Source organism: Streptomyces sp. NPDC003034, assembly GCF_053591375.1.
Map to the genome: position 1 here is coordinate 394,916 of NZ_JBSFTS010000001.1, position 18,179 is coordinate 413,094.

The window sequence follows — 18,179 nt, forward strand, 5'->3', positions numbered from 1 at the left end:
TGACCCCCACCGCCCCCGACCCGCCCCCCACACCCGGCCGGCGCACCCCGGCCGGGTGTTGCCACGTCCGGGTGCTGGCACGGCGCGGCCGGTCAGCGGGAGTCGAGCTGCTCGCGCACCGCCCGCGGCCGGTTGGTGATGATCGTGTCCACGCCGAGGCGCAGACACAGCTCGACGTCCTCGGGCTCGTCCACCGTCCACACCCGTACGGCCAGCCCCTTGGCCTTGAGCCGGCCCACCAGCCCCGGATCCCGGCGTACGAGGTCGATGCCCGGCCCCGCGTGGGCGGCGTACGGCGGGCGCACCGGACGCAGCCGCCGCTCCATCAGGTACACCGCGGGCAGGCCGGGCGCGAGCCGGTGCATGCGGATCAGGGCGCTCCGCGAGAAGCTCATCACCTCCACCCGGCCGGTGGAGCCGTCGGCCAGGCCGTATTCCCGGAGCATCCGCACCAGTTCGGCCTCCAGGCGGCCGCCCGCACGGGTGGGGTGCTTGGTCTCGACGGCGAGCCCGACCGGGCGGGGCGCGGCCAGCGCCTCCCGGAGCAGGTCCTCGAAGAGCAGCACCCGGGAGCCGGCGTGCGCGGTCCCCTTCCACGCCCCGAAGTCGAGGGCGGACAGCTCGTCGTAGGTCAGCGCCGAGACCAGCCCCCGCCCGTCGGAGGTCCGGTCCACGCGCCGGTCGTGGACACAGACCAGCCGGTGGTCGGCGGTGAGCCGTACGTCGCACTCCAGCGCGTCGGCCCCGTCGGCGACGGCCTGCCGATAGGCGGCGAGCGTGTGCTCGGGATGCTCGTCGGAGGCCCCGCGATGGGCGACCACCCGGGTGGCGCGGGCGGTCGGGCGGGAGGACGTCACAGTCATACGGAGAGCCTCGCGGGGCGGGGTGAACGGGAGGGTGCCTCCCTGTCTCCCCGACGTTAACCGGTGCCCATCCCGCAGCCGCGCACGGCAGCCCACCGGTGTGGCGGACCACCGGTGTGGCGGACCACCGGTGTGGCGGCCCGCCGGGGCGGTCGCCGGACGGGACGGGGCGGGCGGGGCGGGGTGCGTCCGTCCCGCCCGGCCCCGCCCCGTTCCGCGATGCGTCAGGCCAGGCCCGGGCCGCGGACCGGGATGTGGGTGAAGGTCGGCTCCGGTGCCGGGTTCTGGAAGAAGTCGTTGCCCTTGTCGTCCACGACGATGAAGGCCGGGAAGTCCTCGACCTCGATCTTCCAGACCGCCTCCATGCCCAGCTCCTCGTACTCCAGGACCTCGACCTTCCGGATGCAGTCCTGGGCGAGACGCGCGGCCGGGCCGCCGATCGAACCGAGGTAGAAGCCGCCGTGCGTACCGCACGCGTCCGTCACCTGCTGCGAGCGGTTGCCCTTGGCCAGCATGACCTTGGAGCCGCCCGCCGCCTGGAACTGCTCGACGTAGGAGTCCATCCGGCCGGCCGTGGTCGGGCCGAAGGAGCCCGAGGCGTAGCCCTCGGGGGTCTTCGCGGGACCGGCGTAGTAGACCGGGTGGTCCTTGAGGTACTGCGGCATGCCCTCGCCCGCATCCAGCCGCTCCTTGATCTTGGCGTGCGCGATGTCGCGCGCCACGACCAGCGGGCCGGTCAGGGAGAGCCGCGTCTTGACGGGGTGCTTGGTGAGCGTGGCGAGGATCTCGTCCATCGGCTGGTTCAGGTCGACCGAGACGACGTCCGAGGCCTCGGCGAGGTGCGCGTCCGTGGTGTCCGGCAGGAAGCGCGCCGGGTCCGTCTCCAGCTGCTCCAGGAAGACGCCCTCGGCGGTGATCTTCGCGGTGGCCTGGCGGTCCGCCGAGCAGGACACGGCGATCGCGACCGGAAGGGACGCGCCGTGGCGCGGCAGGCGCACGACGCGGACGTCGTGGCAGAAGTACTTGCCGCCGAACTGCGCGCCGATGCCGATCTTCTGGGTCAGCTCGAAGACCTGCTGCTCCAGTGCCTCGTCGCGGAAGCCGTGGCCGAGCGGGGAGCCCTCGCGCGGCAGCTCGTCCAGGTAGTGGGCCGAGGCGTACTTCGCGGTCTTCAGCGCGTGCTCGGCGGAGGTGCCGCCGACCACGATGGCGAGGTGGTAGGGCGGGCAGGCCGCCGTACCGAGCGAGCGGATCTTCTCCTCCAGGAACTTCATCATGGAGGCCTCGTTGAGGACGGCCTTGGTCTCCTGGTAGAGGAAGGACTTGTTGGCCGAGCCGCCGCCCTTGGCCATGAAGAGGAACTTGTAGGCGCCGCCGTCGGTCGCGTACAGCTCGATCTGCGCGGGCAGGTTCGAGCCGGTGTTCTTCTCCTCCCACATGGTCAGGGGAGCCATCTGCGAGTAGCGCAGGTTCAGCCGCGTGTACGCGTCGTAGATGCCGCGCGAGAGGGCCGCCTCGTCGCCGCCCGAGGTCAGCACGTTCTGTCCGCGCTTGCCCATGACGATGGCCGTGCCCGTGTCCTGGCACATCGGCAGGACACCGGCCGCCGCGATGTTCGCGTTCTTCAGCAGGTCCAGCGCGACGAACTTGTCGTTCGAGGAGGCCTCGGGGTCGTCGATGATGCGGCGCAGCTGAGCGAGGTGCGCGGGGCGCAGGAAGTGCTGGATGTCGTGGATGGCCTCTTCGGCGAGCTTGCGCAGCGCCTCCGGCTCCACCTTGAGGAACGTACGGCCGTCCGCCTCGAAGGTGGACACGCCCTCGGCGGTCACCAGCCGGTAGGGGGTGGTGTCCTCGCCCAGGGGCAGCAGGTCGGTGTACGCGAACTCCGGGCCCGGGGGGCGGGGGCTAAGGGACATGGGGGCCATTCCTCACTCGGCGGACAGCGCTGACGACCAATTGGCAGCGCGGTCACCAGCGTAGGACCTCGCGGGGCGGGTGCGTCTGTGAGGTAGGGCTCACTCAGTAGTATCGCGATCTATCGTGTCTCGCTATGCTGGTGGGCGTGGACCTGGAAAAGCACCCCGCCGCGCCCGCGCCCGACCTCTCCGCCCCTCTACGGGAGCCCGGGCCCCTGGACGCCGGCCCCGCCGAGAGCGTGGTCGCCGTGTGCAGCAGCTCCGGCCGCAGGGGCGGCTGGCGGCCGGGGGCGCGGACCCGCGCGGTGTCGGTCATGGGTGACATCACCCTCGACCTCACCGCAGCGGTCTTCGAGCAGCAGGTCACCGAGATCAACGTGACCTGCGTCCTCGGCAACGTCCAAGTCCTGGTGCCGGAGAACGTCACGCTCCGCGGTTACGGCAGCGGCGTCCTCGGCAGCTTCGAGGTGGGCGGTGAGGGGCGTGCGCCCACCGATCCGCAGGCCCCCGTGGTGATCGTCCGCGGCTTCGCGCTGCTCGGCAGCATCGAGGCACGGCCCAAGCCCGGCGCACGGGTGGTCGACCTGGCCCTCCAACTGCGCGAGGGCGGCCGAGGGTAGCCCTCCGGCCACCGCCGCCGTCGTATTTCGGTCGAACCTCCCGCCCGGGGGCACGGGGCGCATAGGGGCGCGCACAGCGGGTAGGGACAGGTGCATCGTCTCTCGCTCGCGTATACGTCGTCAGGAGTAGACCGTGCCGCATCCGCCGCATCAGTCCCTGCAGGTCGCCGCCCTCCAGAGCCTCCAGGGGCGCGCGGTGGCCGTGCCGAAGCCACGGGTGCCGGCCAGGGTGGAAGACGGCCCATGGCATGCGGAGGCGGTGTGCCGCCGTGACGAGGCGGGGCTCTTCTTCGCGCCGTCGAAGGAGCCGACCGCGGCGCGCCTCTCCCGCGAGGAGGCCGCCAAGCGCGTCTGCGCCCGCTGCCCGGTGATGGTCGCCTGCCGGGAGCACGCCCTGCTCCAGCCGGAGCCGTACGGGGTGTGGGGCGGGCTCACCGCGGCCGAGCGCCGGGTGGTGCTGGCGCGGATGCGGCGCAGGTCGGCGGAGCTGCGCCAGGGCCCGGGAGCGGAGTCGATAGCGGCCGCGGGCTGAATCCGGGGCGGCCGGCCGGACGCCGGCCCACGGGTTCCCGTACGCGCCGGCGAAAGGGTCACCGCGCTCCCGGCCCCGCACGCCCCGGCCCCGTAGGAAGAACGCCCGGAGGGGCGGTCCCCGCCGCACGCGGGAACCGCCCCTCCGTTGTGTGCCGCCCGCCACTCTACTGGGCGCGGTCGAAGTCGATCGCGCTGTAGGCGCGGAGCTTCGCCAGACGGTGGGTCGAGTCGATCTGCCGGATCGTGCCCGACTTCGAGCGCATGACCAGCGAGGACGTCGTCGCGGTCTCCGAGCGGTAGTGGACACCGCGCAGCAGCTCACCGTCCGTGATGCCGGTGGCGACGAAGAAGACGTTCTCGCCGGACACCAGGTCGTGCGTGGTCAGGACGCGGTCCAGGTCGTGGCCGGCGTCGAGGGCGCGACCGCGCTCGGCGTCGTCCTTCGGCCACAGCTTGCCCTGGATGGTGCCGCCGAGGCACTTGATGGCGCAGGCCGAGATGATGCCCTCGGGGGTGCCGCCGATGCCGAGGAGCAGGTCCACGCCGGTGCCCTCACGCACGGCCATGACCGAGCCCGCGACGTCGCCGTCCGAGATGAACTTGATGCGCGCGCCGGTCTCGCGGATCTCCTTGACGATGCCCTCGTGGCGGGGGCGGTCCAGGATGACGACGGTGACGTCCTCGACGGCCATGTTCTTGGCCTTGGCGACCCGGCGGATGTTCACCGAGACGGGGGCGTTGATGTCGACGAAGTCGGCGGCCTCGGGGCCGGTGACGAGCTTGTCCATGTAGAAGACCGCGGACGGGTCGAACATGGTGCCGCGGTCGGCGGCCGCCAGTACGGCGATCGCGTTCGGCATGCCCTTGGCGTTCAGGGTGGTGCCGTCGATCGGGTCCACGGCGATGTCGACCTCGGCACCGGTGCCGTCGCCGACCCGCTCGCCGTTGAAGAGCATGGGGGCTTCGTCCTTCTCCCCCTCGCCGATGACGACGACGCCGTTCATCGAGACGGTGGAGATCAGGGTCCGCATGGCGTTGACCGCGGCGCCGTCCGCGCCGATCTTGTCGCCGCGCCCGACCCACCGGCCCGCGGCCATGGCGGCGGCCTCGGTGACACGGACGAGTTCCATGGCGAGGTTGCGGTCGGGGGCTTCGGGAGAGACTTCGAGCTGGGGCGGCAGGTTGTGCTCGGTCATCGGAGCGCACCTTTCTGTACGGCGACGGCCGGGAAGTGAGGGTGCTGGAACTCTATCGGTACGTCGATAAATTGAGCAGAGCGGGTCACGTATGAGCGGAATATCGGTCAGGCGTTTGGCCTGAGCGGACGTCTTGCGGTCCCTGCCGCGTCCCCGGCGGGGTCCCTGCTGCGGTGCTGGTGCGGGGGCGACGCGCCGGCTCCGGCGGCGACCCCGGCCATGATCGCCCCCCGCCGATGCGAGACGATGGTTCCGTGGCAGGTATGAAAGGCAAGCAGACGGTCTGGGACATGGTCCGGTCGCTGGCGGTGATCGGCCTCGTGGTGGCGGGGATCTACCTCTTCGTCCCCCATGACGACAAGGCCGATCCGACGCGCGCGGTGGACTACCGCGTCGAGACGATCACCGCCCGGCGGGCGGCGCCGTACCCCGTCGCCGCGCCCGCGGGCCTCCCGGAGCAGTGGCGGGCGACCTCGGTGACGTACGAGCGCAAGAACGCCAACGCCTGGCACCTGGGCTTCCTCGATCCGCAGCGGCAGTACGTCGCGGTGGAGCAGTCCAGCGACGTCTCGGCGAAGTACATCGAGAAGGTCACCCAGCAGGCGAAGGCCACCGGGCAGACGCAGCAGATCGGCGATCTGGCCTGGGAGCGCTGGGAGGGCGAGAAGTACGACGCCCTCGTCCGGCAGGAGCAGGGCCACGTCACGGTGGTGACGGGGACGGCTGACTTCGGCCAGCTCGGCGCGATGGTGGCGGCCCTGGAGTTCAAGCAGGGCGCCTAGGCCCCTGTCCGGGCGATCTCCGCGGGCCCGCGCTGCCTGGCACGGCGCCTCCCTGCGTCGTCGGAGCGCGCGAGTACGGCCACGTACGGGCTGCGCCCCTCCGGCCTTGCGATGCACCCGCACCAGACGACGCGGCCTGATCCACGAAGACCGCCCGGACAGGACCTGGGGTGTTCAGGGCGCCCGGAACCGGTTGCGGTATTCGGTCGGAGTCGTGTCGAGCTTGCGGCGGAAGGCGCGGATGAGGGTGTCGGTCGTGTGGAAGCCGCAGGTGGACGCGATGCGGTCGAGGGTGGCGTCCGTGGCTTCTAGTTGCTGGCGCGCCACCTCGACGCGGGCCGACTCGATGTAGGCGGCCGGGGTCATCCCGAGTTCGCTCTTGAAGATCCGGGTGAGCTGCCGTTCGCCCACATGGGCGTGCTCGGCGAGGTCGGCGACGGTGAGCCGCTCGGCGATGTTCCGCCTGATGTGGTGGCGGAGGTCCTCGATGCGCCGCGTGGTCGAGACGGGTTCTAGGGGGACGCTGAACTGGCTCTGCCCGCCCGGCCGCTTCAGGTACATCACCAGCTGCCGGGCGACGCGGAGAGCGACGGTCTCCCCGAAGTCCTCGGCGACGAGGGCGAGTGACAGGTCCAGGCAGGCGCTGATGCCCGCGCCGGTCCACACCTCCTGATCGCGGATGAAGATCGGATCCGCGTCGACCTCGACCGAGGGGTGCTCGGCGGCGAGCTGCTGTGCGGTCGACCAGTGGGTCGTGGCGCGCTTGCCGTCCAGTAGCCCGGCGTCCGCGAGGATGTGCGCTCCCACGCAGACGGATGCGACGCGCCGCGACGTGCCGGCGAGCGCCTTCACCCAGGTGACCACGGCGGGGTCGCTGACCGCGCGCACGCGGCGCCGCTCGTCGGTCTCGACCGCGCCGGGCACCAGGAGGGTGTCGATGCTCCGTCCCGACACCTCCTGGAAGGTGGTGTCGGGCAGGATGCGCACCCCGGCGGCGGTGGTCACGGGCTCCAGGGTTTCGGCGGCCAGGACCACGTGGTAGCTCGTCGCGTCGTCCACCTCGCGTTGCAGCAGGGAGAACACCTCCGGCGGTCCGGTGACGTCCAGCAGGTCGACCCCGTCGAAGAGGACGATGACGATGAACCGCTTGTAGGCACTCAAGGGTGTCCGTATCTGCAAGTTGGATGACATTGCCGACATGTCCGGGGGCTCGTAGCGTTCACAGCACGGCCACCGCGTGATGGCCCGGACACTCCAACACGACGCCCCGGGAGGGTATTTCCATGCCTACGATGACCACCCTGCGTGAGCTCAGCGGCTTCGACGAGACTCCGGCGTCGCTCGCGGACGCCACGCTGATCCTGGTCGACTACCAGAACACCTACACCCGTGGCGTGATGGAGCTCACGGGATGGGAGCCCGCGCTCGACGCCGCCGCCGCATTGCTGGCCAGGGCTCGTGAGGCCGGTACGAAGGTCATCCACGTGGTGAACGACGGCGGCGAGGGAAGCCCGTACGACATCCGGACCGACATCGGCCGGATCCACCCCCGGGTGGCTCCCGTCGAGGGCGAGCCCGTCATCGTCAAGACGGCCGCTCCCAACGCCTTCGTCGGCACCGGCCTGGGCGAACACGTCGACGCCGCCGGCCACGAGGACGTCATCGTCGCCGGGTTCATGACGAACATGTGCGTGACCTTCACCGTGGAGGGCGCGTTTCTGCGCGGCAACCGGCCGACGGTGGTCGCCGACGCCTGCGCGACCCGGCCGCTGCGGACGGTGGTCTCCGACGTGTCCGCCGAACAGCTCCACCACAGTGCGCTCGCCACGATCGCCGATCTCTACGGAGTCGTCGTCCCGTCGGCCTCGTCCCTGAGCTGAGCACCGGGCCGGCGCCTAACCGGCGCCTGGCCGACGCCTGGCCGGGCCGTTCCGGTCAGGCGCCCGTGGGCCCGGCGCCGCCCCGGGAGCCGGGGGCGCGCGGCCCGTTCCGCATGGGCGGCTTCGTCCTCGTCCGTGCCCGGACGGTGGTGTCGACCTCAGACGGTGGTGATGACCTCGTCGAACGCCAGCCGCGGGGAGCGCGGGAAGGAGGCGTCCTCGCCCGGCTTGCCGATGTTGACCACCATCATCGGGGTGTGGTCGGCGTCGAAGAACTCCTTCTGGATGCCGGCGAAGTCCGCGCCGGTCATCGGGCCCGCGGCCAGACCGGCGGCGCGGACGCCGACGATGAAGTACGCGGCCTGCAGCGCGGCGTTGAACAGCGAGGACTGCTCGCGGACCGGGCGCTCGGCGAAGAACACGTCCTTGGCCTGCGGGAAGTGCGGCAGCAGCTGCGGAAGCTCCTCGTGGAACTCGTTGTCCGCGGCGAGGATCGCGACCAGCGGCGCGGCGGCCGTCTTGGCCTGGTTGCCCTCGGCCATGTGCTTCACGAGGCGCTCGCGGGCCTCCGGGGAGCGGACCAGCGTGATGCGCAGCGGCGTGCCGTTGAAGGCGGTCGGGCCGTACTTCACCAGGTCGTAGATCGCCTGGATCTGCTCCTCGGTGACCGGCTCGTCGGAGAACGAGTTGGCGGTGCGGGCCTCGCGGAACAGCAGGTCCTGAGCGGCGGAGTCGAGAACGAGAGACATCGGAAAGCCTTCTTCCATGCAGAGGTGGAGCGTGAAGCGATGCCCCGACTCTACGACCAAAGTATGTGAATTTTCAACTAACTCACTGTGATGGTGAGCGGTGTCACTCCGCACCGGCCTCCGCGTCGCGCTCGCCGCCCCCACCCGTGCGCTCCCGGTCCGCCAGCGCCGAATCCAGCCGCGCGCGGGCCCCCTCCAGCCAGTGGCGGCACACCTTCGCCAGCTCCTCGCCGCGCTCCCAGAGCGCGAGCGAGTCCTCCAGCGAGGTACCGCCGGCCTCCAGCTTGCGGACGACCTCGATGAGCTCGTCCCGGGCCTGCTCGTACCCCAGCGCCGTATCCGTCTCAGACATTCCCGCTCCCACCGTGTGTGTGCTGTCCGGCCACTATGTCGCGTGCTCGGCCCACTCGGCCGTCCCGCGTGTGCGGCGCACTGCGCCTCGCCTGTGCGCTCACCGTGCCTCGCCTGCGCGGTTCACTCCGGGGAGGCCGCCCCGGAGCCCGCCTCGGCCGCCGCCGGGACCGGTCCCTCCGCTCCCGCGCCGGCCGGCTGCCCCACGGGCACCCGCGCCACCTGAACCGAGAACGTGCCCTCCGCCACCCGGGCGCGCAGCACCTCCTCCGCCGAGACCTCCTGCGGCGAGCGCACGACGTGCCCGTCCGCCCGCTGCAGCACCGCGTACCCCCGCTCCAGCGTCGCCGCCGGGGACAGGGCCACGACCCGCGCCCGGGTGTGCGTGAGCTCCGACTCCGCCCGGTCCAGCAGGTGCCCCAGCGTCCGCCGGCTACGGGCCAGCAGCGCCTCCAGCTCGTCCTGCCGGGTCTCCACCATGCGCTGCGGGTGTACGAAGACCGGCCGGGCCAGTGCGTGCGCGAGCCCCCGCTCCTCCCGGTCCAGGAGCCCGCGTACCGCACGCAGCCCCCGGCCCTGCAGCTGGCGTACGCGCTCCAGCTCCTCGCCCACGTCCGGGACCACCTTCTTTGCCGCGTCCGTGGGCGTCGAGGCCCGCAGGTCGGCGACCAGGTCCAGCAGCGGCGAGTCCGGCTCGTGGCCGATCGCCGAGACCACCGGGGTACGGGCCGCCGCGACGGCCCGCACGACGCGCTCGTCGGAGAAGGGCAGCAGGTCCTCCACGCTGCCCCCGCCACGCGCCACGATGATCACGTCGACCCCGTCGAAGGCGTCCAGCTCCTTGACCGCCTGCACCACCTGGGGCACCGCGTGCACCCCCTGGACGGCCACGTTGCGCACCTCGAAGCGGACCGCCGGCCAGCGGCGCCGCGCGTTCTCCAGTACGTCCCGCTCCGCCGCCGAGGCCCGCCCGACCACCAGGCCGATCAGCTGCGGCAGGAAGGGCAGCGGCTTCTTGCGGTCGAGCGCGAACAGGCCCTCGGAGGCGAGGGAGCGCTTGAGCCGCTCCAGCCGGGCCAGCAGCTCCCCGATGCCCACGGGCCGTATCTCCGTGGCCCGCAGCGACAGCTGCCCGCGCGGGGCGTACCACTCCGGTTTGGCCAGTACGACGACCCGCGCACCCTCCGAGACCACGTCCGCGACCTCGTCGTAGACCTGGCGGAAGCAGGTCACGCTGACGGAGATGTCGTGCGACGGGTCGCGCAGCGTCAGGAAGACCACCCCCGCCCCCGGCCGCCGCGAGAGCTGCGTGATCTGCCCTTCCACCCATACCTGACCGAGCCGCTCGATCCAGCCCCCGATGAGCCGGGACACCTGGCCTACCGGCAGCGGCGCCTCGGCCGACGTATTCAGACCCATGCACGCAGGCTAGCCCGGCCGGGGTGGTTTTCGCGGGCCCGCGCCGCCCGGGTACGGCGGCTCGCCCGGGCCGGCGCCCGTATCGGGGCGGCGGCGGCCGCGCTGCGCGGCCAGCACCCCCAGGCCGACGGCCAGCCACACCGCCCCCACCAGCTGCGCCGTCCCGGAGGCCTCGACGATCACCGCGACGGTCACGGCCGCACCCACTACGGGGGCCACCAGGTGCTTCCACCAGTTCGGGACGCCCGCCGCGCGCTTGACCACGAACCACCCGACCACCGACGCGTGCAGCAGCGTGAACGCCACCAGAGCCCCCACGTCCACCACGGACACCAGGTGGCCGAGCCCGTCGTCGCGCCGGGCCGCCCACACCGCCGCGATCAGCGTCACCGTGGCCGCCACCAGCAGCGCGGGCCGCGGCGTCCCCCGCGAGGTCCGCGCCAGTGCCCGCGGCAGCCGCCCCTCCCGGGCCATCGCGAACAGCAGCCGCCCGGCCGCCGCCTGCCCGGCCAGCGCCGCGAAGGCCGCCCCGATCGCCTTGCTGACCGCGACCAGGTCGTGCAGCCAGGAGCCGACCGAGGATTCCACCGTGGTGTAGAAGGCCGGGCCCTGCTTCGCCGGATCGGCCGCCAGCTCCGCCGCGGACACCGGCGTGAGCAGCGCCGCCAGGTACGTCTGGGCGATGAACAGCACCCCGGCCAGCACCAGGCAGAACAGCACCGCCCGCGCGACCCGCGCCGATCCTCCCGTGACCTCCTCCGCGAAGGAGGCGATCGCGTCGAAGCCCAGGTACGACAGCACCGCCACCGACACCGCGCCCAGCACGGCGGCCACCGAGAAGCCCAGCGAACCGTCCCCGGTCAGCGGCGAGAGCCAGCCGCGCTGGGGCCCGTCGCGGAGCAGCACCGTCACCGCGGCGGCGACGAACACCAGCAGCACCGCGATCTCCATGGCCAGCACGGCGAAGCCCACGCGCGCCGCCGCCCGTACGCCCCACACGTTGAGCAGGGTCGTGATCACGACGGCCAGGGCCGTCCACATCCACCGGGAGACCTCCGGCACCAGCGCGTTCATCGCGATCCCGGAGAAGAGGTACGCCACGGCCGGGATCAGCAGGTAGTCGAGCATCGCCATCCACCCGGCGATCAGGCCCGGCCCCTCACCGAGGCCCTTGCGGGCGTAGATGAAGACCGAACCGGCCTGCGGGGCCACCCGCACCATCTGCGCGTACGAGAAGGCGGTGAAGGCCATCGCGGCCGTGGCGACGAGGTAGACGAGGGCGACCGCGCCGTGCGAGGCGGCGTCGAGGGTGCCGAACACCCCGACCGGGGCCATCGGGGCGATGAAGAGCAGCCCGTAGACGACCAGATCCCGGAAGCCGAGGCTCCGCCGCAGCGCCGGGGGCGCGGCCGCGGAGGAATCCGTAGCGGACGCCATCCGTCCTCCGGGGCATAGGCGGGACAGGCTTTCGGGCAAGTCTCTGCTGGACGGGGGACGTCCGGCCTCCTGGAGACCCCCGTACGATGGACCGCATGACTGCTCCCGCCCCTGCTCCCGCTTCCCGCCGCGTCCTGCTCGCCGCCCCCCGCGGCTACTGCGCGGGCGTGGACCGAGCCGTGATCGCCGTCGAGAAAGCCCTTGAGCAGTACGGTGCGCCGGTCTACGTACGCCACGAGATCGTGCACAACAAGTACGTCGTCCAGACGCTGGAGAAGAAGGGCGCCATCTTCGTCGAGCGGACGGAGGAGGTGCCCGAGGGCTCCATCGTGATGTTCTCCGCCCACGGCGTGGCGCCGGTGGTGCACGAGGAGGCCGCGCGCGGCAAGCTCGCCACGATCGACGCGACCTGCCCGCTGGTCACCAAGGTGCACAAGGAAGCGATCCGCTACGCGAACGAGGACTTCGACATCCTCCTCATCGGCCACGAGGGCCACGAGGAGGTCATCGGCACCTCCGGTGAGGCCCCGGACCACATCACGATCGTGGACGGCCCGGACGACGTGGCCGGCGTCGAGGTGCGCGACGAGTCGAAGGTCGTCTGGCTGTCGCAGACCACCCTCTCCGTCGACGAGACGATGGAGACGGTCGACGCGCTGAAGACCAGGTTCCCGCTGCTGGTCTCGCCCCCCAGCGACGACATCTGCTACGCCACCTCCAACCGGCAGGCCGCGGTCAAGGCGATGGGATCGGACTCCGACCTCGTCATCGTCGTCGGATCCAAGAACTCCTCGAACTCGATCCGGCTGGTCGAGGTGGCCCTGGACGCCGGCGCCCGCGCCGCGCACCTGGTCGACTTCGCGAGCGAGATCGACGAGGCCTGGCTGGAGGGCGTCACCACGGTCGGCCTGACCTCGGGAGCCTCGGTGCCGGAGGTGCTGGTCGAGGAGGTCCTGGAGTGGCTGGCGGCGCGCGGCTACGCGGACGTCGAGATCGTCAAGACCGCCGAGGAGTCGATCGTCTTCTCGCTGCCGAAGGAACTGCGCCGGGACCTGCGCGCGGAAGCCGCGGAACTGGTCGCCGACAAGTAACTCGTTTCGTACGGTATGTCCATGGAGATCTTCGGTGTGGACATCGGCGGTACAGGGATCAAGGGCGCTCCCGTGGACCTGGAGCGCGGCGATCTGGCGCGCGAGCGCCACAAGGTACTGACACCGCAGCCGGCCACCCCCGACGGGGTGGCCGGCTGCGTGGTCGAGGTGGTCCGCCACTTCGGCTGGAACGGCCCGGTCGGGGTCACGTTCCCGGGTGTGGTCACGGGCGGTATCACGCGGTCGGCGGCCAACATGGACAAGGCGTGGATCGGCGTCGACACGGCGGCGCTCCTCAGCCGCAGCCTGGGCGGCCTGCCGGTCACGGTACTGAACGACGCGGACGCGGCGGGGATCGCGGAGATGACGTACGGCGCCGGGCGCGGGCGCGGCGGCACGGTCATCGTGCTCACCCTGGGCACGGGCATCGGCAGCGCCCTGTTCACGGACGGGCGGCTGGTCCCCAACACGGAGCTGGGCCACCTGGAGCTGAAGGGGCACGACGCGGAGACGCGTGCCTCGGTGAAGGCCAAGGAGGACGGGGACCTCACCTGGGAGCGCTGGGCGCACCGCGTCCAGAAGTACCTCGCCCACGTGGAGATGCTGTTCTCCCCGGACCTGTTCATCATCGGCGGCGGCGTCAGCCGCAAGCCGGAGAAGTTCCTGCCCCTGATCGAGGGGATCCGGGCGGAGATCGTCCCGGCCGCGCTCCAAAACAACGCGGGCATCGTCGGCGCGGCGATGGCGGCCAGGGCGGCGGAGGCGGGGATTCCGGCGGGGGCGCGGTCGGGGGTGGAGTCGGCTGCGGCTGCGGGGCCGGCCGCGGGGTCGGCTGCGGCTTCGGTGGAGGCGGTGGCGGCGAACCGCGCCGCGGGCGGCGGCGCCTAAGGCGTGTCTTCCGTTTGACCTGTGGGCGCGAGCGGGTGTCCTGGCTAGGTCCTGTCCGGGGGGTCTTCGTGGATCGGGCCGCGTTGTCTGGTGCGGTGCATCGCAAGGCGGAGGGGCGCAGCTCGTACGTGGTCGTACTCGCGCGCTCCGACAACGCAGGGAGGTGCCGTGCCAGGCAGCGCGGGCCCGCGGAGATCGCCCGGGCAGGGCCTAGGCGGTGCGCCTGGGCAGCCGCCGCTTCCCGATCAGCACGGCCTTGCGGACGACCACGATCAGCCCGGCGATCAGCGTCCCCCCGTACAGCCAGCCGGCGTGCAGGGACAGGGCGGACACCAGCCCCATGAGCTCTCCGCCGAAGCCCCCGGAGCCGCCCGAGATGGGCCAGACGCCCACGGCGAAGGCGATGGGGACGGTGATCGGCGCGGTGACCAGGTCGGCCGGCCGCACCCAGAGGGCGGTGGCCGCCGCGACGGGCAGGAAGAGGAGCCCGTATGCGAAGAGCGAGGAGGCGAACAGCAGCCAGGCGATCCCGGCGACCAGCACCATCGCGGCGCACGCGAACAGCCCCCCGCCGAGCCCGGTCAGCCGGGGCATCCGGCGCGCGAGCACGGGCCGCCGCCCGCCCTGGGCGGGCACGGCCGCGGCCGCCCGCCGGCGCTGCGCCGGGGGTCGCTGCGGGTGAGGGGCCGGTCGCGTCCTGTATTGCTCCACCCTTCCAAAGTAGGCGCGGAGCCTTCCGTTCCGGGCCGTGGACACGCGTACATCCACCGCCACTCATCGGAAAGTAAACTGTCCGATGGCCCACGCTTGTGGACCGCCGCCCCTCCAGCTACGGGAAGTCGCCAACGTGTCGCTCACGATCGGAATCGTCGGCCTGCCGAATGTCGGCAAGTCGACCCTGTTCAACGCCCTGACCAAGAACGACGTGCTGGCGGCCAACTACCCGTTCGCCACCATCGAGCCGAACGTCGGCGTCGTCGGCGTGCCGGACGCGCGCCTCTCCGTCCTCGCGGGGATCTTCGGCTCGCAGAAGGTCCTTCCGGCGACGGTGGACTTCGTCGACATCGCCGGCATCGTGCGCGGCGCCTCGGAGGGTGAGGGCCTGGGCAACAAGTTCCTCGCCAACATCCGCGAGTCGGACGCCATCTGCCAGGTCATCCGTGCCTTCAAGGACGAGAACGTCGTACACGTCGACGGCAAGGTCTCGCCCAAGGACGACATCGAGACGATCAACACCGAGCTGATCCTCGCCGACCTCCAGTCCATCGAGAAGGCGGTGCCCCGCCTGACGAAGGAGTCCCGCCTCCAGAAGGAGAAGGTGGCGGTCCTCGCGGCCGTCGAGTCGGCGCAGAAGATCCTCGAAGCCGGCGACACCCTCTTCTCGCAGGGCATCACCAAGGGCACGGAGCAGGGCGACCTGCTCCACGAGCTCCACCTCCTCACCACGAAGCCCTTCCTCTACGTCTTCAACGTGGACGAGGACGAGCTGGTCGACGAGGACTTCAAGAACGAGCAGCGCGCGCTGGTCGCCCCGGCCGAGGCCATCTTCCTGAACGCCAAGCTGGAGGCGGAGCTGGTCGAGCTGGAGGACGACGAGGCCCTCGAACTCCTCCAGTCGGTCGGCCAGAACGAACCGGGCATGGCCACCCTCGGCCGCGTCGGCTTCGCCACCCTGGGCCTGCAGACCTATCTGACGGCAGGCCCGAAGGAAACCCGCGCCTGGACGATCAAGAAGGGCGCCACCGCCCCCGAGGCGGCGGGCGTCATCCACACCGACTTCCAGCGCGGCTTCATCAAGGCGGAGATCATCTCCTTCGCCGACCTGGTCGCCTGCGGCTCGGTAGCCGAGGCCCGCGCCAAGGGCAAGGCCCGCATGGAGGGCAAGGACTACGTGATGCAGGACGGCGACGTGGTGGAGTTCCGCTTCAACGTGTAGTCGATTCATTACTGCATGTGAGGTAGCTTCGTCAAATATGCAGGTCAGAAGAGGTCGGGCTCTAGTGAGTCCGGCCCCTTTTGCATTCACGTGCTGACTTGGTGCTGACCTGCGGGGGCCCCCTGTAGCGTGCACCTGTGCGGTTCCCGTAAGCGGTCGTACGGGATTGTTACTTTCATTGGGCGCTTGATATCCTGCGCCCAATGAAAGTATCGCCGAGTCTGCTCCCCATCCTCCGGTCCCGTATGCAGGGCGAGCTCCTCGCGCTCGTGCTCTTGCATCCGGAACGCGAGTACAGCATCTCTGAGCTCGCCGCTGACGTCGGAGTGACGCCTACCGCTGTCCTGCGGGAGGTTGACCGGTTGGCCGGCGGTGGCATCCTGACTGACCGGCGAGTGGGGCGCAGCCGCCTCGTCAAGGCCCGCACGGATACTCCGCTGTACCGTCCACTGAGCGAACTCATGTCTGTCTCCTTCGGTCCCGTGCCAGTGCTCACCGATGCGCTGGTGGGACTTGAACGGGTGGAGCGGGCCTATATCTATGGCTCTTGGGCCGCTCGGTACAACGGTGAGCCGGGGCCGCCGCCCGCCGATGTGGATGTACTCGTTGTGGGTGACCCCGACGCCGACGCGCTCTTCGACCTTGCCGAGGAGGCGTCGCAACGCCTGCGTCGTGAGGTCAACGTCCATCGGGTCTCAGTCGAGGCGTGGGAGGCCCGCACGGATGATCCGTTCCTCACCAGCGTTCGCGAACGCCCGCTGGTCCAGCTGAATCTTGACGTGGAGGCGCAATGACGCGCTGGAATCAAGGCCGATCGACGATTGACGCGCTCATCGGTAGTGGCGGGCTTGAACGCGTACCCGCTTCTCAGTCAGCCGCCGAGGCGGAACTGGTCCGGGCGCGTACGCATGTCGGCTCCGCGCGGCAGTTGGCGGCCACGGACCCGGAGGGTGCGTACACGCTGGCCTATGACGCCGCGCGCAGAGCGTTGGCAGCGGTATTGCAGAACCAGGGACTGCGCGCGACCAGTCGTGGTGGCCATACCGTCATCTACGAGGCCGTGCGAGCACAGCTCGACCCACCGCTCGGGTCCATACTGCGTCCCTTCAACCGCATGCGAGCCCGGCGCAACGAAGTCGAGTACCGATCGTCGGAGGCCCCCACCGTGACGCCGGAGGAGGTCACGGCCGACTTGGCGAAGGTGGAGGCGCTCATCGAACTCGCGGAGAAGGCCATTCCGAACATGCCGCGTTACTGAGGCGCTGATCGGCTGCCCGCTCTAGGGGTCGACCCCTTCGCCGTCACCGTGCTGGATGGGTGCTGGACATTCTGACGCCGGCCCAGCTGGTATCAAGTGTCGTAGAGGTCGAGCGGTGTCCGACGTGCACGACCCACACCACCAGCTCTCCGTTGTCGATCGTGTAGACGACGCGGTAGTCGCCGACCCGCAGGCGACGGCGTTCTGGCTGCGATACGAGCGCCGTGGTGTTGAATCCGAAGGGGTCGCTCTCCAACTCGGTCAGCTTGGCCAGGATGCGCAGCGCCATGTCGCGGGGGATCTTGCGAAGCTCGGCCTGTGCCTCGGGGCGGAAGACGGTTCGGTACTCACTCACCGCGCGCCAGCGTCTCCCTCATGATGTCCTCGATCGGGATGCCGGCTGCCGGGTTGGCCATGCGCTCATCGATGATCCGGTTGATCTCGCGCTCTTCCCACTCCTGGTACTTGCGCAGCACCTGGATGGAGACGACGGCGGCTACTTCCTTGCCCCGGCGCGTGATCACTGTGGGGACGTCGTCGCGATCGGCGCGCTCCACGACCTCAGCCAGGTGCGCGCGTACATCACGGATGGACTCTATGGGCAGCGGCTGCGTCATGCGCCCAAGGGTACCGAGTGTCTCATGTGTACACAATGCGACGCTGTGGCGGGGGACGGGCTTCCTTCGCTGCCGGCCCGTCGGGGCAAACCGGCGGTGCGGGTGCGGCTGGATGCACTGGAGCGCGATGGGCTCCTAGCGGTGTGCGCCCCGACCGAGTATGAGGTTCTGTCCTCGGCGCACGGAAAGCCGGAGGCGCTGCGCCTGCGTACCCTGCTCCGTGGATTCGACTACCTGCCCTGCAATGACGGGGAGTTCGAGCGGGCGGCCGAGATCCAGGCCCTAGCCCTGAACGCTGGCTTTCACCGGGCGCTGTCGCTGGCCGACGTCCTCATCGCGGCAACCGCCGAGCGGCAACGGGCCACGGTTCTGCACTACGACGGCGACTTCGACATGATTGCTTCGGTGAGCGGGCTGCAAGCCGGGTGGGTCGTGGAGCCCGGCGCCGCCGACTGAGCCGGGAACGCGCATGCCCGCCGGCGAGTGCCTCGGGGGTGAGGGTAGAACCTGCACACCGTTGGCCGGGCCGTCGCTGATCTGCTCAACGGCGTGGTGCGGGTGCTGCGGCTGCACACCGTCCGCACCCTGCCCTGGCCGCGGCGCAGTACCTCTCCAACGACCGGCCGGCCCACCCCTCCCCAG

21 protein-coding genes are annotated in these 18,179 nt (G+C 70.9%); 10 read left to right on the forward strand and 11 right to left on the reverse strand.

Annotated elements, in window-relative coordinates:
• Positions 1 to 92: 92 nt before the first annotated feature.
• The gene (locus ACWDX7_RS01940; RefSeq protein ID WP_451490288.1) at positions 93 to 863 is read right to left on the reverse strand and encodes a glycerophosphodiester phosphodiesterase; all 771 of its coding nucleotides are present in this window, start codon (positions 861 to 863) and stop codon (positions 93 to 95) included.
• Between the two features lie 224 nt (positions 864 to 1,087).
• On the reverse strand, positions 1,088 to 2,779 hold the full coding sequence (locus ACWDX7_RS01945; protein WP_451490289.1) for a fumarate hydratase: 1,692 nt from the start codon (positions 2,777 to 2,779) through the stop codon (positions 1,088 to 1,090).
• Positions 2,780 to 2,925: 146 nt separating this feature from the next.
• On the opposite strand from ACWDX7_RS01945, the gene ACWDX7_RS01950 reads away from it, so the two are divergent.
• Both ACWDX7_RS01950 and ACWDX7_RS01955 read left to right on the forward strand, forming a co-directional pair.
• Positions 2,926 to 3,399, forward strand: coding sequence for a LiaF domain-containing protein (locus ACWDX7_RS01950; RefSeq protein ID WP_451490290.1), 474 nt, complete (start codon positions 2,926 to 2,928; stop codon positions 3,397 to 3,399).
• A 133-nt stretch (positions 3,400 to 3,532) separates the two neighbouring features.
• The gene (locus tag ACWDX7_RS01955; RefSeq protein ID WP_451490291.1) at positions 3,533 to 3,931 is read left to right on the forward strand and encodes a WhiB family transcriptional regulator; all 399 of its coding nucleotides are present in this window, start codon (positions 3,533 to 3,535) and stop codon (positions 3,929 to 3,931) included.
• A gap of 166 nt (positions 3,932 to 4,097) precedes the next feature.
• Here the strand turns inward: ACWDX7_RS01955 and glpX are convergent, their stop codons facing one another.
• A complete protein-coding gene (gene glpX, locus ACWDX7_RS01960) occupies positions 4,098 to 5,129 on the reverse strand; it encodes a class II fructose-bisphosphatase (RefSeq protein ID WP_451490292.1) in 1,032 nt (343 codons plus the stop codon).
• 263 nt (positions 5,130 to 5,392) lie between these two features.
• Between glpX and ACWDX7_RS01965 the strand changes: the two genes are divergently transcribed.
• Positions 5,393 to 5,911 (forward strand): DUF4245 domain-containing protein, encoded by a 519-nt coding sequence (locus ACWDX7_RS01965; RefSeq protein WP_451490398.1) that lies wholly within the window; start codon positions 5,393 to 5,395, stop codon positions 5,909 to 5,911.
• Positions 5,912 to 6,085: 174 nt separating this feature from the next.
• Here ACWDX7_RS01965 and ACWDX7_RS01970 read toward each other — a convergent pair whose 3' ends face one another.
• Positions 6,086 to 7,072, reverse strand: coding sequence for a GlxA family transcriptional regulator (locus ACWDX7_RS01970; RefSeq protein ID WP_451490293.1), 987 nt, complete (start codon positions 7,070 to 7,072; stop codon positions 6,086 to 6,088).
• Positions 7,073 to 7,194: 122 nt separating this feature from the next.
• Here ACWDX7_RS01970 and ACWDX7_RS01975 point away from each other — a divergent pair, with 122 nt between their 5' ends.
• Positions 7,195 to 7,791, forward strand: coding sequence for an isochorismatase family protein (locus ACWDX7_RS01975; protein WP_451490294.1), 597 nt, complete (start codon positions 7,195 to 7,197; stop codon positions 7,789 to 7,791).
• Positions 7,792 to 7,949: 158 nt separating this feature from the next.
• On the opposite strand, the gene ACWDX7_RS01980 is transcribed toward ACWDX7_RS01975, so the two are convergent.
• From ACWDX7_RS01980 to ACWDX7_RS01995, 4 genes are all read right to left on the reverse strand, one after another.
• Positions 7,950 to 8,540 carry a malonic semialdehyde reductase gene (locus ACWDX7_RS01980; protein WP_451490295.1) on the reverse strand — a complete coding sequence of 197 codons (591 nt, stop codon included), beginning with the start codon at positions 8,538 to 8,540 and terminating at the stop codon, positions 7,950 to 7,952.
• A gap of 103 nt (positions 8,541 to 8,643) precedes the next feature.
• Positions 8,644 to 8,892 carry an exodeoxyribonuclease VII small subunit gene (locus ACWDX7_RS01985; protein ID WP_451490296.1) on the reverse strand — a complete coding sequence of 83 codons (249 nt, stop codon included), beginning with the start codon at positions 8,890 to 8,892 and terminating at the stop codon, positions 8,644 to 8,646.
• A 122-nt stretch (positions 8,893 to 9,014) separates the two neighbouring features.
• Positions 9,015 to 10,310: an exodeoxyribonuclease VII large subunit gene (xseA, locus tag ACWDX7_RS01990; protein WP_451490297.1), complete on the reverse strand. Its 1,296-nt coding sequence runs from the start codon at positions 10,308 to 10,310 to the stop codon at positions 9,015 to 9,017.
• Positions 10,311 to 10,319: 9 nt separating this feature from the next.
• Entirely contained in the window at positions 10,320 to 11,747 is a 1,428-nt protein-coding gene (locus ACWDX7_RS01995) for an APC family permease (protein WP_451490298.1), read from the reverse strand.
• Between the two features lie 86 nt (positions 11,748 to 11,833).
• On the opposite strand from ACWDX7_RS01995, the gene ACWDX7_RS02000 reads away from it, so the two are divergent.
• Together ACWDX7_RS02000 and ppgK are read left to right on the forward strand one after the other, a co-directional pair.
• Complete coding sequence (locus tag ACWDX7_RS02000) at positions 11,834 to 12,838, forward strand: 4-hydroxy-3-methylbut-2-enyl diphosphate reductase (protein WP_451490299.1); 1,005 nt, start codon at positions 11,834 to 11,836, stop codon at positions 12,836 to 12,838.
• A gap of 21 nt (positions 12,839 to 12,859) precedes the next feature.
• On the forward strand, positions 12,860 to 13,726 hold the full coding sequence (gene ppgK, locus ACWDX7_RS02005) for a polyphosphate--glucose phosphotransferase (protein WP_451490300.1): 867 nt from the start codon (positions 12,860 to 12,862) through the stop codon (positions 13,724 to 13,726).
• Positions 13,727 to 13,936: 210 nt separating this feature from the next.
• Here the strand turns inward: ppgK and ACWDX7_RS02010 are convergent, their stop codons facing one another.
• Positions 13,937 to 14,437: a DUF6542 domain-containing protein gene (locus ACWDX7_RS02010; RefSeq protein ID WP_451490301.1), complete on the reverse strand. Its 501-nt coding sequence runs from the start codon at positions 14,435 to 14,437 to the stop codon at positions 13,937 to 13,939.
• 136 nt (positions 14,438 to 14,573) lie between these two features.
• On the opposite strand from ACWDX7_RS02010, the gene ychF reads away from it, so the two are divergent.
• The 3 genes from ychF to ACWDX7_RS02025 all read left to right on the forward strand — a co-directional run bounded on the left by ychF (position 14,574) and on the right by ACWDX7_RS02025 (position 16,920).
• Complete coding sequence (gene ychF / locus ACWDX7_RS02015) at positions 14,574 to 15,662, forward strand: redox-regulated ATPase YchF (RefSeq protein WP_451490302.1); 1,089 nt, start codon at positions 14,574 to 14,576, stop codon at positions 15,660 to 15,662.
• 203 nt (positions 15,663 to 15,865) lie between these two features.
• Positions 15,866 to 16,456, forward strand: a complete 591-nt coding sequence (locus ACWDX7_RS02020; protein WP_451749212.1) for an ArsR family transcriptional regulator — start codon at positions 15,866 to 15,868, stop codon at positions 16,454 to 16,456.
• Positions 16,453 to 16,920 (forward strand): hypothetical protein, encoded by a 468-nt coding sequence (locus tag ACWDX7_RS02025; protein ID WP_451490304.1) that lies wholly within the window; start codon positions 16,453 to 16,455, stop codon positions 16,918 to 16,920. The genes ACWDX7_RS02020 and ACWDX7_RS02025 overlap by 4 nt, the downstream gene beginning before the upstream one ends.
• 43 nt (positions 16,921 to 16,963) lie before the next feature.
• Here ACWDX7_RS02025 and ACWDX7_RS02030 read toward each other — a convergent pair whose 3' ends face one another.
• Together ACWDX7_RS02030 and ACWDX7_RS02035 are read right to left on the reverse strand one after the other, a co-directional pair.
• On the reverse strand, positions 16,964 to 17,275 hold the full coding sequence (locus ACWDX7_RS02030) for a type II toxin-antitoxin system RelE family toxin (protein WP_451490305.1): 312 nt from the start codon (positions 17,273 to 17,275) through the stop codon (positions 16,964 to 16,966).
• Complete coding sequence (locus tag ACWDX7_RS02035; protein ID WP_451490306.1) at positions 17,268 to 17,537, reverse strand: type II toxin-antitoxin system Phd/YefM family antitoxin; 270 nt, start codon at positions 17,535 to 17,537, stop codon at positions 17,268 to 17,270. Before ACWDX7_RS02035 ends, ACWDX7_RS02030 begins: the two co-directional genes overlap by 8 nt.
• Positions 17,538 to 17,582: 45 nt before the next feature.
• On the opposite strand from ACWDX7_RS02035, the gene ACWDX7_RS02040 reads away from it, so the two are divergent.
• Complete coding sequence (locus ACWDX7_RS02040; RefSeq protein WP_451490307.1) at positions 17,583 to 17,993, forward strand: PIN domain-containing protein; 411 nt, start codon at positions 17,583 to 17,585, stop codon at positions 17,991 to 17,993.
• Positions 17,994 to 18,179: the final 186 nt, after the last annotated feature.

What these genes read in the sequence shown, in the direction of transcription:
- ACWDX7_RS01940 (WP_451490288.1), bottom strand. Translation starts at nt 863, where the DNA reads ATGACTGTGACGTCCTCCCGCCCGACCGCCCGCGCCACCCGGGTGGTC.
- ACWDX7_RS01945 (WP_451490289.1), bottom strand. Translation starts at nt 2,779, where the DNA reads ATGTCCCTTAGCCCCCGCCCCCCGGGCCCGGAGTTCGCGTACACCGAC.
- glpX (WP_451490292.1), bottom strand. Translation starts at nt 5,129, where the DNA reads ATGACCGAGCACAACCTGCCGCCCCAGCTCGAAGTCTCTCCCGAAGCC.
- ACWDX7_RS01965 (WP_451490398.1), top strand. Translation starts at nt 5,393, where the DNA reads ATGAAAGGCAAGCAGACGGTCTGGGACATGGTCCGGTCGCTGGCGGTG.
- ACWDX7_RS01975 (WP_451490294.1), top strand. Translation starts at nt 7,195, where the DNA reads ATGCCTACGATGACCACCCTGCGTGAGCTCAGCGGCTTCGACGAGACT.
- ACWDX7_RS01980 (WP_451490295.1), bottom strand. Translation starts at nt 8,540, where the DNA reads ATGTCTCTCGTTCTCGACTCCGCCGCTCAGGACCTGCTGTTCCGCGAG.
- ACWDX7_RS01985 (WP_451490296.1), bottom strand. Translation starts at nt 8,892, where the DNA reads ATGTCTGAGACGGATACGGCGCTGGGGTACGAGCAGGCCCGGGACGAG.
- xseA (WP_451490297.1), bottom strand. Translation starts at nt 10,310, where the DNA reads ATGGGTCTGAATACGTCGGCCGAGGCGCCGCTGCCGGTAGGCCAGGTG.
- ACWDX7_RS01995 (WP_451490298.1), bottom strand. Translation starts at nt 11,747, where the DNA reads ATGGCGTCCGCTACGGATTCCTCCGCGGCCGCGCCCCCGGCGCTGCGG.
- ACWDX7_RS02000 (WP_451490299.1), top strand. Translation starts at nt 11,834, where the DNA reads ATGGACCGCATGACTGCTCCCGCCCCTGCTCCCGCTTCCCGCCGCGTC.
- ppgK (WP_451490300.1), top strand. Translation starts at nt 12,860, where the DNA reads ATGGAGATCTTCGGTGTGGACATCGGCGGTACAGGGATCAAGGGCGCT.
- ACWDX7_RS02020 (WP_451749212.1), top strand. Translation starts at nt 15,866, where the DNA reads ATGAAAGTATCGCCGAGTCTGCTCCCCATCCTCCGGTCCCGTATGCAG.
- ACWDX7_RS02025 (WP_451490304.1), top strand. Translation starts at nt 16,453, where the DNA reads ATGACGCGCTGGAATCAAGGCCGATCGACGATTGACGCGCTCATCGGT.
- ACWDX7_RS02035 (WP_451490306.1), bottom strand. Translation starts at nt 17,537, where the DNA reads ATGACGCAGCCGCTGCCCATAGAGTCCATCCGTGATGTACGCGCGCAC.